This window comes from Bizionia paragorgiae (assembly GCF_900107625.1).
Lineage (GTDB): Bacteria > Bacteroidota > Bacteroidia > Flavobacteriales > Flavobacteriaceae > Bizionia > Bizionia paragorgiae.
Map to the genome: position 1 here is coordinate 1 of NZ_FNQK01000018.1, position 15479 is coordinate 15479.

A 15479-nucleotide genomic window follows, 5' to 3' on the forward strand; every position below is an offset into this window, starting at 1 on the left:
GTGTAATGTTTTGCTTTACTTCTCATAATTGCTAAAATAATAACTAGCAAACAAATTCTCTCAACTTAATGTCTAGTCTAATGTAGTAATTCCACAGTTTTACTCTTCTAAATTATTATATTTTTCTATGATATAGAGAATATTGTTTTGGGTTCCCTCTAAGGCATCAAATTCTTTTAAAATTTCTGAATTATCTTTTAATAATAATCTTATTCTCGAGTGTGAGTCCTTTCTATTATTTAGTCCACCAAAATCGGTTAATTTAATTTCAGAATGGCCTTTTGAAGTATAAAAGATAACACCATCAAGCTGTTGATAGACTTTTATTTTACCATCAATAATCATTTTTACAAACCACTTATCATAAACCGATTTTATGATACATTCACCATCGACACCTTTTAGAGAATATATTGTTTCAACCCCGTTAGGATATAAAAATCTCTTATTACCGTTTGATTCCTTGAGTTTAAATCTAACTTTTGAAGGGCTTAAGAAACTATTAGCTCGTGTAATTTTGCCATATAAAGTATCTCCTTTTTTGGTAACTGCATATTCTTTTTCTTGCGCAATACACACGGACAATACCAACATATTAAAGAGTAAAATAATTGTTTTCAATATGTGCCTTATCTTATTTTTAAACATTTTATTCTACTCGAAAATAAAACTCTTTTGGGGATTCATTTACAAATCTCCAAGAGATATTTCCACATTTGTTAAAACCTAATTGATTTGGGTGTAATTCTATAGGGTAGTCATCAAAAATGAATTCGTTTCTCTGATCAATAGTCAAAAAACTGTGATTACAACTCAATACAAAGTCACCCAAATGTAGTGCCTTTAACCCAATTCTATAACTATAAAATGAACCATCGGTACTAAGTTCAGAATGGACGGTCATTTGTCCATTTTCGCAAGAAGGTAAAAAAGATAGTCCACCACTAGCTGTAATCTTTAATTCATTGTCGTATTTTTTTGCCATAATTCAAATATATAATTTATGACCGTAAAAATTAGTCCTAGCTAAACTAGACAATCCACTTATAATGATGGCTGTATAATTTTAAAAATAAAACATAGCAGAGTTTAAATTCATGATTTATTCCGTTAAATCTATTTTCGTACCAGATAAGAAATGATCTTTAATAAACGCTACTAAAGTATTGTACTCATTTAAATTACTAGCTTCAACAGCTAAAATTGGCGTTTTCTCTTGTATTTTATCCCGTTTTTTTTCTCTAAAAGTAAAATAATAATACTTAGCCTCTTTAGTTACAACAACACGATTTATTCTGTTTAAATCCATTAAGGGAGACTTAAAACCAATAAGTTTCTTTTCTATTACACCTTTCTTATTTCCAACAAGAAATATTAACTTTTTCGTAATTGTAAAAGGAAGGATAATTATAAAAAACACGTGAACCAAAAGGCTTAAAGCTATAATACCCATAATCACACCTAAGAAATCAGGTAATTCTGGAAGGAAACTGAAGAAGAATAAAACAATGATGTGTATAATAATTCTAATGCCGGTCCATTTATAAGTGTCCAAAATTTTATTTCTTATATTAATTTGCTTAAAAACGAATTTGGTTTGGTTAGAGTTTTTATCATCTAAAACAAATTCTTCAGAAATCTTATCTGCTAAATCAGAATCTTTTATTTTTTTAATTTTATCTGATTTTTTAGTAAAAAAAAATTTAATCTTTTACATATTCTTTTTAGTTTATCTTGAATTCAGTATTGTTAATTAATCATGGCTTACAAGTCAGGACAGACTAGCACAAAGTATTCACACCGATTATTCCACGGTAATTATTAATTATAGTTAAAATGCTGAAGTGTTCCTTTATAGTATCCTACCACAGAATCCCCATTAATATCAGTTAAATTAATAGTAATTTCATATTCATTATTAACTTTTCGAATATTCAATGTACCACTTATAACTTCAATAGTATTTCTATTAACTTCGTCAAAGTCTATACTATATTCTGCAATATCGTAAGTAAAAACAGAGTAAGGTTCTTGGTTTGAAGCTGTATAATCCCCTTCACTTAAGTCGTTTTCATTCTCTGAAAACAACTCAAAATAAAGAAGCTGTCCATAACCTTTCAAATCTAAAACCCCATTGTTATCAGATGTGATTTCAATATTTTCAGAGGTTAAGTATAAATCAAAATTAGAACCTTGATAGTTAAAATCATTCGTAGGGTCGTTATCTACGCCATAATTCTCAAGAGTTCCATTAGTTAAAATGTATTCAGTTTCATTCACAAAGAAGCTATTCGCTTGTTGCTCCGGAATCGGTAAATTATTTTCAGTGTCATTATCATTATCACTACAACTTAACACAACGATTAGTAATGATAAAAAGAGTAAATTAATCTTAAAATTCATAGTCATTTAATATTTATGGTTTACTTGTATACAACTTAATTTTAAGTAGCCAATATAATATTTTTTACCAGATTTACTATCCTAATTATATGAAGTTTTATTCACAAACACTAGAGTTCGATGCAGTATATATTTAAAAACACCTAACAACCTATTCTTTTTAAATAGGTTTGACTATCAGGGTCCTTCGTCATGAAACCTGTTTCTTATTTTCAACAAATATGATACACATTATTATGCAATGTTTTCATGGCTAACTGTGTCGTAAAATGAAATAAGTTTATCATACACTTTTTCAGAATAGTGAAAGTAAGTTAGTACTTCCAGCCACACTTCAAAATACTCTTACAATCACGAGATTAAATTAAAATGTAGCGGCAGGTAATACATTAATCGCCGTATTTAATAGCTAATAAAACAGGCACTAATAATTGCAAAATCTGGGTTAATATATGATGATTCTTATAGAAGTACTTTAGTTAAAAGTTAATGAGTTTTTACTTGTTCTTTGCCGCAGTACTTTGTTGGCTACAGTATTTATTTTTTCAACTTTTCAATCAGTAATTCATTTTCTTTTTCCAAACTTTGCACTTTATTCTGAAGGTCAAGTAAATAAGTGGACATATTTGATATGGTTTCAGATTGTTGTGATTGCGTTTCAGATATTCGAATTATGGATTCGTTATAGTTCGGTTTTTCAAATATAAAATCTTTCGCTAATGGTATTACACTTATAATAATTGCAGCAATGGTTAGGAATAATGAAACCTTATATTGCACGTCAGAAATTTTAGATTGTAATTCAGCAGTTTTTAATTGCGTATTCATTAAATCTCTAATTTCAATTTGTGTTTTTTCTTCCGAACTTTGTAAGTCAAATGTTGGTGCGTTTATATTCATTTTAGGTAATATATTTATTTCACTAATTTTTTTCTTAAAATCCATTTTCAGAGAGTGATTGGTATATTGTTGCCAACATGTCATAAAACACCTAATATACACTTTTTCGGGTACTATAATCAGGGTAATAAGCTATTCTGTCCTCTTTTAAAGCTAGTCGTAAGTCTGTTTGCTTACCGAGATCACTAACCAAGCCCCTTACAAACTAGACAAAACAAACATAATATATTAACAAAAACATGTTTTACTATTTTCTGTATCAAAAAATTAATGCGTTTTCACTGAATTTCACCTAGCACTTTAATGCACTGCATTATAATTTTAAACGTTCGTTAATTTTCTCATACCACAAATCTCTTTCGTTATCCACAAAATCAAATTCTTGATGATCCGTTGTTACAACTCTAATGCCGTTATCTACTAACTTCAATGTTTTTCTTTTTATAATTTCTTGGATGTTTTGATATGCAATATCAGTTTGCCCTCTTTGAAAGTTAATTTTATGCGCTTTGAATATCAGTTTTTTATTGGTTAAGAATAGTTTTCCTCCAACGCCTTCCATGCCGCGAAATAAATTTCCAGGGCCTTCAATTTCAATAGTTTCATCTACTTCCAAATTCGGTATGATGTTCTTCTCCACTTTCTTTGAAAATTTTCTTGCAAATTTTTCATTTATATAAGGGAATCCTATTCCGAAAAAAATCCCAAATAAAACACTTTGAATAATCAACATTTTAATTGGAAAGAGCTCTTCATCTGTGAAGTAATCAAACACCCACAATAATACGGCGTAAAGAATTGCATTACCGATTGCGAATACTATTCGGTATTTCCAATTGATTTTCATCATTTTGTTTCCTATTTCCATAGTTTAGTCGATTGCAGTTCTACCTTATTTTCAGCATCTAATTTAGAAAAAAATAACAATTAAAGAATCCGCAGAACCTCATCACAGTGAACTGGCAAAGTCGTATTCGTGTGCTCGTAAAAACCAAGTTATTGGATATAAACGGCTTTGCAAACACTTTTTTTTATGGTTTTTGTCGGTAACTTTCATTTTGATAAGAATTTATTATTTATTTTTTTCTCATAAAGTCATACGCCCCTTTTCTAAGTTGAATACCGTATTCCAAATATGCTTTCATACAGGCCAGAAAATTTGCCCATCCTCCAGAATTCTCTAAGGCCCAATTTAAATTTTCTTCAGAAAACTCCTTTCCATTTTCGTTTACTCGTACTATGGTACTATTATCTGGCACTTTTTCTAAAGTGATTTTCACAACAGTTTCCGGGTCCCAAACAAAGGAAATTGAACTATTATTTTGAACTTTAATATCTTTAATAAGAAACTCTTCTTCGAATTCAGGAAATTTCCAAATCACTTCCTTTTCTGACTCTAGTCTTCCGCTACTTTCAGAAATAAAATACTTAGTCATTTTCTCTGGATTTACAATCCCCTGAAAAACGTCTTTAATCGGTTTTTGAATTTGTATAACTGCCTTGGATTCTAGTTTCATATTGTTTAATTTATGTTTTGATTTAGTCCAAATGACCGCTCTCGGTATAAGCCGTATTGCATTTAGTTTTAATGGACTAACAGTTTTTTCATTTCCTCTATCGCATCCGAATAATCAGAAACCTTACGTCCTTTTCCAATATGAATAGGACTTGTATTCAATCGATTTACTAAATCTTTAATAGGCATGTTATCTAAGCTACCAAACTCATGTTTCCTCCACTCCAATTCATGTAGATGTTGATTTTGAAAACCAATAGTCTTTCTATCATTATCGGTAGGTAAAAATTCAAGTTCACCAATTTCAAGGCTTACATTTTCAAATTCCGTTACTATTCCGTCATACACTAACTGTCCATAAAGCGCATTTTTAAATAGTTGCTCAATATTTTTAAAATCCGCCACTTTAATGTCCGTTAATACAACCACATATTGAGTTTTTGCATTTGAAATTAGCCAACACTTTTTTCTATCCATATAAAAAACAGTTGCATTCCATTTTCCCAAAATACCACATTGGTCACTTGAATCTTTTTGAATCAGTTTTTTTATCAATTTTTCAAGCTTTTTTGATGTGTAGACTGGTGTTTTCATTAAATTATGCAAAACATTGTTTTATAAGATTGACTGTATGTTTTCAGCATCTAATTTAGAAAAAAAAAAACACAATTACACCCTTGTGAAGCTCCTTTCAAAACCACATCACCACCTTAATTATACTCTTCACACTATAATTTCCTTTTCAAGTTTGGATTACCTAAATTACAGTCCTTAAACCTAGAGCTTTTTATACAGCCTTAGTTTCAATTCAACTCTTTATGTATTTAACCGATTTTCTTACTTCCTATGTTGCGTTTTCACACGATGAATTACAAGACATTCTTTCGTATTTCACCAAGGAAGACGTTAAAAAGAATCAACTTTTAGTAAAAAAAGGACAGGTTTGTCGTCGGTTATATTTCGTACACAAAGGCATGGGAAGAAGCTATTATCTAAAAGAAGACGGTAAGGAAGTCACCCAATGGTTCTTTGGCGATGGTGTATTTATGTCTAGTGCCGACAGTTTTTTTAATCAAAGTACAAGCTATTACTATCTAGAAACTTTAGAAGATTCCGTGTTATACAGTGTTTCGTACGACGATTTAAACCATTTACTCGTAAAATATCACACTATGGAACGGTTTACTCGGCTGTTAGCGATTACCATGCTTACCAAAGTCGCTCAAAAATTAAATGCTATTCAATTTCAAACGGCTAGAGAGCGCTATGATTATATGATTGCTGAATTCCCGAATATTGCTCACCGTGTTCCTCTAGGACATATTGCCTCGTACCTCGGAATGACCCAAGAAACACTCAGTAGGATAAGAAAAAACGATATGAATTTGTAATACTTTTCTGTTATTTGATTTAGGTCAAATGAAAATAGCTTTATCTTTAGGATATTTGCATAGCTATTATAAAAACAGGTATTATGAATACAAACATATCTAAAACAATTATTTTAACTCTTGCTATTATTGGGATCAATATTTATACGGCAAAGGCACAGCAATTAGACCCCGCGCTTAAAGATCTTATAAGCAAAGGTCTAGATAAAAGCCATAGCCTTACCATTAATAATTTAGACGCCGAGCAAGCAAAAATAGATCAGAATTTGGCCAAGACCGTATTCCTTCCTAAAATCACATTTAACGGGAGTTTTACGCGACTTAATGACGATCTTACTTTAGATGGGGACACCCAGAACTTACTAATGGGCACGCAAAAACTACTTATTAAAGAAGCTATTGGTATGCCTTTTAACAGTCCGTTTCCAGAAAGCATTCCCTTGTCCGAAATACCAAACCTTCAGGATAAAAACATCTTAAAATCTTCGGTCGATTTAGACTGGGTTTTATTTAGTGGTTTAGAAGCTCATAATGCTATTAAAGCTAGTAAGCATAAAGAAACGTCGCTAAACTACCTTGGTTATGCCGAAAAAGACAAAATCGCTTTAAAAATAATTGAAGCCTACGACAAGCTTGCTTTAGTTTATGCATCAAAAGAGGTTATAAACGCCACGAAAGCGTACTTAAGCGAACAGGAACGCTATGTAAAAAAGGCGATCGAAAATGGTTTGGCTATCCCTATTTCTCTAAAGAAAATTGAATTAGCACAGCAGCAATTAGCCTCTAAAGAATTAGAGTTTAATCACAATAGAATCTTATTAATCGAAGTGCTACATCAGCTTACTGGAGAACACAAAGAAGCCCTCGCTTTATTAAACCCTAAACTACAATCGATAACGGTTATCTCTAATACAGCTACCGATAAGCGCAATGAAATTAAGGCCCTTGAAGCTGCCGAGCAAGCAGCGCTTTACAAGTCAAAAATGGAAAAAAGCCATTTTATCCCTAAAGTGGCTTTAAAAGGTCATTATGAATTTATTGAGGAAGACTTGTCTCTGTTAGATCCCAAATGGTTTATTGGCGTGGGTATTAAATGGCAGGTTTTCGACGGCATGCAATCAAAATTAAAGAGTCAGAAATCAAAATTAGAAAGTCAGAAATACAGAGCACAACGAGAAGAAGCCGAAGAGCTCATAGCTATGAGTATTATTAAAGCGCAACTGGAATATGAATCGTCACTGCAAAATAGCGTCATAGCTCAAAAGGAGGTTGAATTGGCTACGGCTACCTATGAGATGATTAATAAACAATACAAAAACAACCTAGCCTCTATTAATGATGTTATAGAAGCTCTAACCGATTTAGAGAAAGCTAATTTTAAATTACAAGAGTCCTATTTCGATCAACGCCGAGCGAGTACAAATAGGCTTCATGCGAAAGGGCAACTCACTTCTTTTTATAAATAATACCGAAAAAAAATGAACACTATCAAAACTATATGTATCAGTCTTATTGCTTTATTAACATTATACTCGTGCGGAAACGATGAACCGATTACCTCCTACCGCGGAAAGGTTAAGTTTGAAACTATTTCTATAAGCAGTAAGCTAGCCGGAAGAATCGAGAAAATTTATATTGAGGAAGGTCAAAACGTAAAAAAAGGAGACACTTTAGCCTATATTGACATCCCAGAAGTTAGCGCTAAATTAACACAAGCTGACGGTGCCATTAAAGCAGCTCAAGGGCAGTTAGACATGGCATTTAACGGGGCCACAAAAGATCAATTAAACCAAATAAACGGTCAGTTAAATTCCGGAAATGCACAGTTAGAGTTTGCCAAAGAATCTTACCAAAGAATGCAAGCCATGTACAAAGACTCTTTAATAAGTCAGCAACAATTTGACGAAGTTAAAATGAAATTAAATATGGCACAGGCGCAAGTAGACGCCTTAGAAGCTAAACGTAACGAAGCTATAAATGGAGCGCGAATAGAACAAATAAATCAAGCCAAAGGGCAATTGGATCGTGCTATGGGGGTTAAAGATGAAGTGATTTCGGCATCCAACGAAAAATATGTGATTGCTCCTACTGATATGTCTGTCGAAACCATTAGCCTAAAAGAGGGCGAGTTGCTTTCTCCCGGTTACACCTTAATTAACGGTTATAAAACAAATAGTGTTTATTTTAGATTTACAGTTCCTGAATCTAAAGTGTATGACTTTAAAGTGGATATGCCTCTAAAACTGGTTAATCCCTACACTAAAGAGGAAGTCGACGCCAAAATTGTAGCTATTAAACAACTAGCTCAATATGCCGATATTACGAGCACCGCGCCATTATACGAATTATCAGAATCTATTTATGAGCTTAAAGTCGTACCGACCGAAAAAACTAGTGATCACGTGTTTTATTTAAATGCAACGATCCTAATTAAATAATATAGCCATGACAACGTTTTTAAAATTATTGCGGATAGAGTTTAAACGGATATTTTCGAATAACGTTTTACTCGCTATCTTTTTTGGAGCACCTATTCTTTATGGGGTATTATTCGGCTATGTCTATCAGCAAGCTAAAGTGGTCGACCTACCTATTGTTATTATTGACCAAGATAACAGTCCGACGACAGATAAAATTATTGATGCCTTCGAGGATAATGAGGGGTTATTGGTAAAAAGTTTAAGATTTACTCCGGGAACTATTAAAGAAGAAATGCCTTTCGAGCAATATGCTGCCGTAGTAACGTTTCCGACCAATTTCGAAGCTGATATCCTTCAAAAGCGACACCCCGAAGTTCGTGTAGATTTAAACATGGCTAACATATTAAATGCCAACACTGCAAGTAAACACATACAGTCGGTATTAATGACTTTAAACGCGGGGATAGAAATAGAGGGGCTTAAAAAACAAGGTATGAATGCCGATCAGGCGAAGTCAGCCTATGAGAGTTTTAAAATTAACTTTAATAAACTCTATAATTCTACTGGGAATTACGTCACTTTTATGCTTCCGGGATTACTGGCTGGAATCATGCAACAAATTATATTTCTAGCGATGGCCTTAGTATTTGCTAGAGATTTTGAAGATGGTTATTTTGGTGATTTGGTAAAAGAAAGCAAATGGTCTCTTTATCATATAGCACTTAAATCGACTCCATTTATACTAATGATACCGGTTATGTGGTTTCTAGTGAGTCTCTTTATACCTTATTTTAAAATCGACGCTGCTATTTACAATTTCCCGATGTTGGTATTAGTTAGCTTATTAACTTTAGGTTCTATGACCATAGGTATGCTGTTTTCGATTGCGATTCCGAGTCAATTAAAGGCTACCGAATTACTCATGGTAATCTCTACGCCAGCATTTGTATTGAGTGGATTTACATGGCCTTCGATGGCAATCCCTGATTCTATTAACGCCATAGCACAATGTATTCCATTAACACAGTTTTTAAGTGGTTTTAGAAAAGTAGCCTTTTATGGTGGTGATTTAAAAGCCATTGCTCCAGAAATCAATATGTTATTACTTATCATCTTAATTACTTTCATTGCCATGGTAATTCTCCTTCAATTTAAGATTTCTAGACAAAGAAAAAAACAAAGTCGCCTCGTAAACGACACCCAAAACTAGTGTTATGCAAGCGAATAATATTATAAATCCTATTAAGAGATCGTACTCCCCCGATGTACTTGGTGATGGCTTTGAGCAATTAACTCTAGCTTTTTCAAATGACTATGAAGGGGAAGTAAAAGCAACCTTAGTTCGCAAACAATCAGAAAAGCAAACGCCTAAAGCCGTGTTATACATTCATGGGTTTAATGACTATTTTTTTCAAGCCCAAATGGCTAATCGGTTTAATGCTGAAGGCTATAATTTCTACGCCTTAGATTTAAGAAAGTATGGGCGTTCGTATATGCCTCATCAAAAATTAAATAATGTGCGTTCATTGATGGAATATGATGAAGACATTACCGAGGCTTTACACCACATTAAAGCAGAAAAAAACGAAGAGGTTATTTTAATCGGACATTCTACTGGCGGACTTACGGTAACGTATTATGCCGGACGACACTTAAATAGTGATTTGTTTCACGGTGTGATTTGCAACAGTCCGTTTTATGAATTTAATCTTAGTGTCTTAGAGAGAAAAATCGGAGCCCCAATTCTATCCTTTCTTAGTCGTTATTATCCAAACCAAACGATTTCTAGCGGCTTTTCAAGACTGTATGGCTATAGTCTTCACCACGACAAGTATGGCGAGTGGAACTACTCGCTAGTTTGGAAACCTCATGATATTCCAGATGTGACCTTAAGTTTTATTGCTGCCATTCATCAGGCACAAAACCTCGTTCAGAACACTATAACCCTCAATGTTCCCCTACTCGTATTGTATAGTGATAAAACAATTTCAGACAAAAAGTGGTCCGATCGCTTTATGACAGGAGATTCAGTTTTAAATGTAAACCACATTAAACATTATGCCAATAAAATAAAAGGTGATGTAAGTACCTGCGAAATTAAAAATGGCATGCACGATTTAGTGCTTTCACAAAAAACGGTTAGAGAGGAAACGTACAAAAGGGTATTTGATTGGCTAGACCAGCACGTCAACCAAGAGTCTTATCAAAGTGAAGCACTTGCTAGCGGTTAAATAATCGAACCAAAGCACTAAACACAATTGCTACTATACGCTATGGCGAAGCTTTTAATTAATACTATTTTCATCTCATTACTAGCGCTTTGTAAACTTTATCTTGCCCTATAAAGCAACAGTAGATAAAAACGATTATATTCATGATACGGTAGAGTCTTTGGAAGCGTTCGAGTAAAAACTTAGTGCTGTCCTTTCTGATTACACAAATAAAAAACAGATTTTAAACCAGTAATGTAATACTAGAGTAACACATGTCGGAGAACTACATATTAGTTAAAAACGTTAATCAACAAGACTTAGAACGTATCTTAATGGATTTAGCTAATCTATATTCAGAGACCGAATTTGTAAACGGCATCCAGCTGTATAGAGAAAAGGGAAATTATGATTCTTTTTTAATCTTGTTTTCAGTCCAACCAGATTTTGAAAGGTTCAATTATTTTGTGAATTACATTAATTACCCTAAAGGCTATGACAAATTCTCACCTAAACTAAGTGGTTACTATCAAACTTCGCAAATTAATGAGACCTATGAGTTTAATTACGGAGAATGGCTTATGATTTATGTGTCTAAAACTGACACGGCTTTCGATAATGTACATGCAGTAAATTCTAAAAATGAAAGCTTCTTATACGACTTTGGTGGAAAAATCAAAAAGCTAAGCACCACAGAAGTCCCTTTTAAATGGACAGCTATCAACCAAGATAATTACCATCATATCATTGCGATCTATTCTAGTAAATCTTTTGAACAAAGCGAACCAAAAGCATGGTGGAAATTTTGGTAAAAAAGTAACAAATTAGATCCTAAGACCCCTCGGGTTACCCCTACAAATTTACCATTTACAGTTCGTTATTACTAGGACGTGAACGTCCTACTCATTTTCAAATTCTAAAATATCTGTAGAATTGAATCCTATAAAAATGGTGTCGGCAATATTTTTATCCTGAGTCATTACCGTTAACTGCTCTCCAGAATCCAGTTTTAAAAGCAGTTGGATAGATTCTCCTAATTGAATTTTTTTAATAACTTGTGCTGTAGTAATGTATTCACAATCTGTATCTGAAGACGACGGACTTACCTTTATCTTTTCATTACGGATAGCATAACAACAGGTTTCTTTTAGCGGACAACGGAAGGCGTGTTGCAAGTTTTTATTTATATGCACTGTACTTCCAAATAAAGAAGCGACGTATAAGGTATTAGGGTTAACATATAAATTTGCCGCGACGTCCTTTTGAATGACTTTACCATTTTGCAAAATCAATATTTCATCAGCTACCGAAAGTGCATCCTGTGTATCGTGGGTTACAAATAATACGGTTACCTCTGTTTTTTTTATAATATCGAATACCTCATTTCTTAATTGGGTACGCAACATGGTATCTAGGTTACTAAAAGGTTCGTCTAAGATTAATAGTGACGGTTCCGGAGCAAGCGCTCTTGCCAAAGCGACACGCTGTTGCTGCCCTCCAGATAATTGGTGCGGATACCGATCTCCTAAATCACTTAAACCCACCAAGTCAAGCATGTCTTGAGCGCGTTTTCTTTTATGCTTTATTTTTGAAATACCATATAGCACATTTTCTAATATGGTTAAGTGTGGAAACAAGGCATACTCTTGAAAAACCAATCCGATTTTTCTTTTCTCGGGCTGTACAAATTTATCTAAAGAGGCGATTACCTTATCTCCCATGACAATACTACCGTGATCAGGGCGCTCTAAACCAGCAATTAAGCGCACCAAAGTGGTTTTCCCACTCCCACTCTCTCCTACAATCGCACAGACCTGTCCAGCCTTTAAATTAAAAGTGACATCCTCCAAGGCAAAGTTCTTACCTTTATTATAGCTTTTTGAAAGGGAGTTTATTGTTAGCATGCTTATTTTTTAATCAATAATTTATTTAAAAATATTACTGGTATCATCGCCGTAAAGATAATGAAAAGAGATGGGATTGACGCTTCCATAACCATCTCATCACTTGCATACTCAAAAGCTTTTACTGCTAAAGTATCTATATGATAGGGTTTCAATATCAAGGTGAGTGGTAATTCTTTCATAACATCTATAAACACTAAAATTACAGCACTAAACACCCCGGTTTTAATCAGAGGAAATTCAATTTTAAAAAAGGTTTTTAAATTCCCTACTCCTAAGACTTTTGAAGAGTCAGGTATAGAATTATCTACTTTTAAAGCTGTCGAATCTATAGGATTATAAGCCACTGCTAAGAAACGAACGGCGTAAGCATAAAGCAATGCGATTAGCGTACCATTAATAATAAGCCCTGAATCGATACCAAAATTACCCAACACGTTAATCAACCATTTATCTAAGGCCAGAGTAGGAATCATAATCCCAATGGCTATAACGGCACCAGGAATAGCATAACCTAAAACACCGACTCTAGAAATATTTTTTATGGCGCTAAGGGTGCTCCATTTTGAAAAGTAAATTAGAATAAGCGCAAAGAACACAGTAATTACTGCGGAAGCTATAGCGATAGCAAAACTTTGAACAGAAATCATAATAAATTCCATATCAAAAACGGTAGCTGCTGTTAACACAGCCCAATAGATTAATTGTACTACTGGTAAAACAAAACCTAAAAGGATAGGTAAAAATACAACCGAAAAGATAAAACCTTTCATGATGCCTTTTGTAGGTTTACGCTGAATTTGCTTACTGTTACTTTTAGATGAGGTGAATTTCATCTTACGCACCTGCCATTTTTCAATCAGGATTAAAACAAAAATGATTAAGATAAGCAATGCGGAAAGGTAAACGGCGGTTTGAGGCTCTTCAAGAGAAAACCAAGATCTAAAAATTCCTGTTGTAAACGTATTTACACCATAATATTTTGCTGCTCCGTAGTCGTTAAGCACTTCCATTAAGACCAAAACTAATCCGGCAACAATGGCCGGTCGCGCAAGTGGTAACATCAGTCTAAAAAATGTTTTAACCTCACTAACCCCTAACATTTTTGAAGCCTCTAAAAGATTATTCGCTTGGTTAAGAAAAAAGGCTCTTGCACTCACATAAACATAGGGAAACAGAGAAATACTTAATACGAATGCAAGTCCTGCTCTATTCATAATATCTATACGAATAAAGGTCAAGCCGACTTCTCGAAATAATAGATCCATACTCCCCCCATAGTCGAAAATACCAGCATAGGCATACCCCACAATATAAGAGGGTATTGCTAATGGAAGAATTAAAAGCCACTCCATTTGTTTTCGAAAAGGAAACTCGTATCGCGAAACAAACCACGCCGCAGAGACCCCGAAAACAAGAACGAGAATGCTACAAAAGAAAACAAGAAAAAAGGAATTACCTATGTAATCGGGCAATAGGTAGTCTACAATATGGCTCCACGATTCTCCTGGACCAGCAAATAGTTCTACGCCGATAAATACAATAGGTAAAGCCAAGAAAAAAACAATGGCCAGTGTAAAAACTGACCACTTGTTACTATCTCTTTTAAGCCTTTTAATTCGTGTTTTTAACGAAAATGCCTCGTCTTTATTTCCAACCTGCTTCATCAAAAATCAACACTGCTTTTTTATTGTGTTCGCCTAACTTATTTAGACCTAAATTATCTTCTTTAAATTCCCCCCACACCTTAATATCTTCAACAGGAATTACACTCTCAAGAACTGGATACTCGTAATTCGAGTCTGTGAAAATTTTCTGTGCCTCTTCACCAATTAAAAATTCGATAAAAGCAATGGCATTTTCCTTATTAGGAGCATACTTTGCAACACCAGCACCACTCACATTAATATGTGTTCCTCTATCGTCTTGGTTCGGAAAAAATAAACCAATTTGCTGAGCTGTTTTCACCTCTTCTGCATCTGGTGAATTCAACATTTTACCAATATAATACGAATTTACAATAGCCAAATCACCTTCGCCAGCAACAACTGCTTTTACCTGATCTCTATCTGATCCTTTTGGAGAACGTGCCATATTAGCAACCATTCCTTTTGCCCATTCTTTTGCCGCTTCCTCACCGTCGTTAGCAATAATTGAAGCCATTAACGACTGGTTATAGATATTTGAAGACGATCGGACTAAAATTTTCCCTTTCCATTTCGGGTTCACTAAATCTTCGTAAGTTGTAAGGTCTTCAGGGTTGACTCTGTCTTTTGAATACGCTATAATACGCGCTCTTTTAGTTAAGCCAAACCATTGGTTATCGACATCTTGTAAATATGATGGAATCGATTGTTCTAAAACATCAGATTTTATACTTTGTAATAAGCCCTCATCTTTAGCTCGACTTAATCGTCCCGCATCTACCGTGATTAGTACATCGGCAGGAGATTGCTTTCCTTCCATTTTCATTTTCTGAATCAACTCATCAGCGCTAGCATTAATCACCTTTACTTTAATACCAGTCTTATCTTCAAACAATTTGAAAATCTTTTGATCCGGCTCATAGTGGCGGTGTGTATACACATTTACCACTTGATCTTTTGATGATTCTGGGGTTACTGTAGTTTCATTCTTTTTATTGTCCTTGCCGCAAGAAGCTAGTAGTGAAAAAGCTGTTATTGCTAATAGTATTTTCTTCATGATATGTTTTTTTACAGATGCAAATATAATAG

At 33.9% G+C, this 15479-nt stretch carries 17 protein-coding genes; 6 read left to right on the plus strand and 11 right to left on the minus strand.

All coding sequences use genetic code 11. From position 1 onward, the window contains the following. Window positions 1-99: 99 nt before the first annotated feature. From BLV64_RS11865 to BLV64_RS11900, 8 genes are all read right to left on the minus strand, one after another. Window positions 100-621, minus strand: coding sequence for a hypothetical protein (locus BLV64_RS11865; RefSeq protein WP_143034162.1), 522 nt, complete (start codon window positions 619-621; stop codon window positions 100-102). A gap of 28 nt (window positions 622-649) precedes the next feature. Next, the gene (locus BLV64_RS11870) at window positions 650-985 is read right to left on the minus strand and encodes a hypothetical protein (protein ID WP_092135753.1); all 336 of its coding nucleotides are present in this window, start codon (window positions 983-985) and stop codon (window positions 650-652) included. Window positions 986-1102: 117 nt separating this feature from the next. After that, window positions 1103-1555, minus strand: a complete 453-nt coding sequence (locus tag BLV64_RS11875; RefSeq protein WP_092135756.1) for a hypothetical protein — start codon at window positions 1553-1555, stop codon at window positions 1103-1105. Window positions 1556-1821: 266 nt separating this feature from the next. Continuing rightward, the gene (locus BLV64_RS11880) at window positions 1822-2403 is read right to left on the minus strand and encodes a hypothetical protein (protein WP_143034163.1); all 582 of its coding nucleotides are present in this window, start codon (window positions 2401-2403) and stop codon (window positions 1822-1824) included. Window positions 2404-2940: 537 nt separating this feature from the next. Then, window positions 2941-3348 carry a hypothetical protein gene (locus tag BLV64_RS11885; RefSeq protein ID WP_092135762.1) on the minus strand — a complete coding sequence of 136 codons (408 nt, stop codon included), beginning with the start codon at window positions 3346-3348 and terminating at the stop codon, window positions 2941-2943. A gap of 268 nt (window positions 3349-3616) precedes the next feature. Beyond that, entirely contained in the window at window positions 3617-4171 is a 555-nt protein-coding gene (locus BLV64_RS11890; protein ID WP_092135765.1) for a GRAM domain-containing protein, read from the minus strand. A 208-nt stretch (window positions 4172-4379) separates the two neighbouring features. Continuing rightward, entirely contained in the window at window positions 4380-4820 is a 441-nt protein-coding gene (locus BLV64_RS11895) for an SRPBCC domain-containing protein (protein WP_092135768.1), read from the minus strand. Between the two features lie 68 nt (window positions 4821-4888). Continuing rightward, window positions 4889-5413 (minus strand): DUF6933 domain-containing protein, encoded by a 525-nt coding sequence (locus BLV64_RS11900; protein ID WP_092135771.1) that lies wholly within the window; start codon window positions 5411-5413, stop codon window positions 4889-4891. A gap of 224 nt (window positions 5414-5637) precedes the next feature. Between BLV64_RS11900 and BLV64_RS11905 the strand changes: the two genes are divergently transcribed. The 6 genes from BLV64_RS11905 to BLV64_RS11930 all read left to right on the plus strand — a co-directional run bounded on the left by BLV64_RS11905 (window position 5638) and on the right by BLV64_RS11930 (window position 11652). Then, window positions 5638-6210, plus strand: coding sequence for a Crp/Fnr family transcriptional regulator (locus tag BLV64_RS11905; protein ID WP_092135774.1), 573 nt, complete (start codon window positions 5638-5640; stop codon window positions 6208-6210). Window positions 6211-6293: 83 nt separating this feature from the next. Beyond that, window positions 6294-7676 (plus strand): TolC family protein, encoded by a 1383-nt coding sequence (locus BLV64_RS11910; RefSeq protein ID WP_092135776.1) that lies wholly within the window; start codon window positions 6294-6296, stop codon window positions 7674-7676. Between the two features lie 12 nt (window positions 7677-7688). Next, window positions 7689-8648 (plus strand): HlyD family secretion protein, encoded by a 960-nt coding sequence (locus tag BLV64_RS11915; protein WP_092135779.1) that lies wholly within the window; start codon window positions 7689-7691, stop codon window positions 8646-8648. 7 nt (window positions 8649-8655) lie between these two features. Then, entirely contained in the window at window positions 8656-9840 is a 1185-nt protein-coding gene (locus tag BLV64_RS11920) for an ABC transporter permease (RefSeq protein WP_092135782.1), read from the plus strand. A gap of 4 nt (window positions 9841-9844) precedes the next feature. Continuing rightward, window positions 9845-10861 carry an alpha/beta hydrolase gene (locus BLV64_RS11925; RefSeq protein WP_092135785.1) on the plus strand — a complete coding sequence of 339 codons (1017 nt, stop codon included), beginning with the start codon at window positions 9845-9847 and terminating at the stop codon, window positions 10859-10861. A gap of 254 nt (window positions 10862-11115) precedes the next feature. Next, window positions 11116-11652, plus strand: coding sequence for a hypothetical protein (locus BLV64_RS11930; RefSeq protein ID WP_092135788.1), 537 nt, complete (start codon window positions 11116-11118; stop codon window positions 11650-11652). A gap of 87 nt (window positions 11653-11739) precedes the next feature. On the opposite strand, the gene BLV64_RS11935 is transcribed toward BLV64_RS11930, so the two are convergent. The 3 genes from BLV64_RS11935 to BLV64_RS11945 are packed head-to-tail and all read right to left on the minus strand — an operon-like array spanning window position 11740 to window position 15447. After that, window positions 11740-12744 carry an ABC transporter ATP-binding protein gene (locus BLV64_RS11935; RefSeq protein ID WP_092135790.1) on the minus strand — a complete coding sequence of 335 codons (1005 nt, stop codon included), beginning with the start codon at window positions 12742-12744 and terminating at the stop codon, window positions 11740-11742. A gap of 2 nt (window positions 12745-12746) precedes the next feature. Next, a complete protein-coding gene (locus tag BLV64_RS11940; protein WP_092135793.1) occupies window positions 12747-14411 on the minus strand; it encodes an ABC transporter permease in 1665 nt (554 codons plus the stop codon). Then, window positions 14392-15447, minus strand: a complete 1056-nt coding sequence (locus BLV64_RS11945) for a Fe(3+) ABC transporter substrate-binding protein (RefSeq protein WP_092135796.1) — start codon at window positions 15445-15447, stop codon at window positions 14392-14394. The genes BLV64_RS11940 and BLV64_RS11945 overlap by 20 nt, the downstream gene beginning before the upstream one ends. Window positions 15448-15479: the final 32 nt, after the last annotated feature.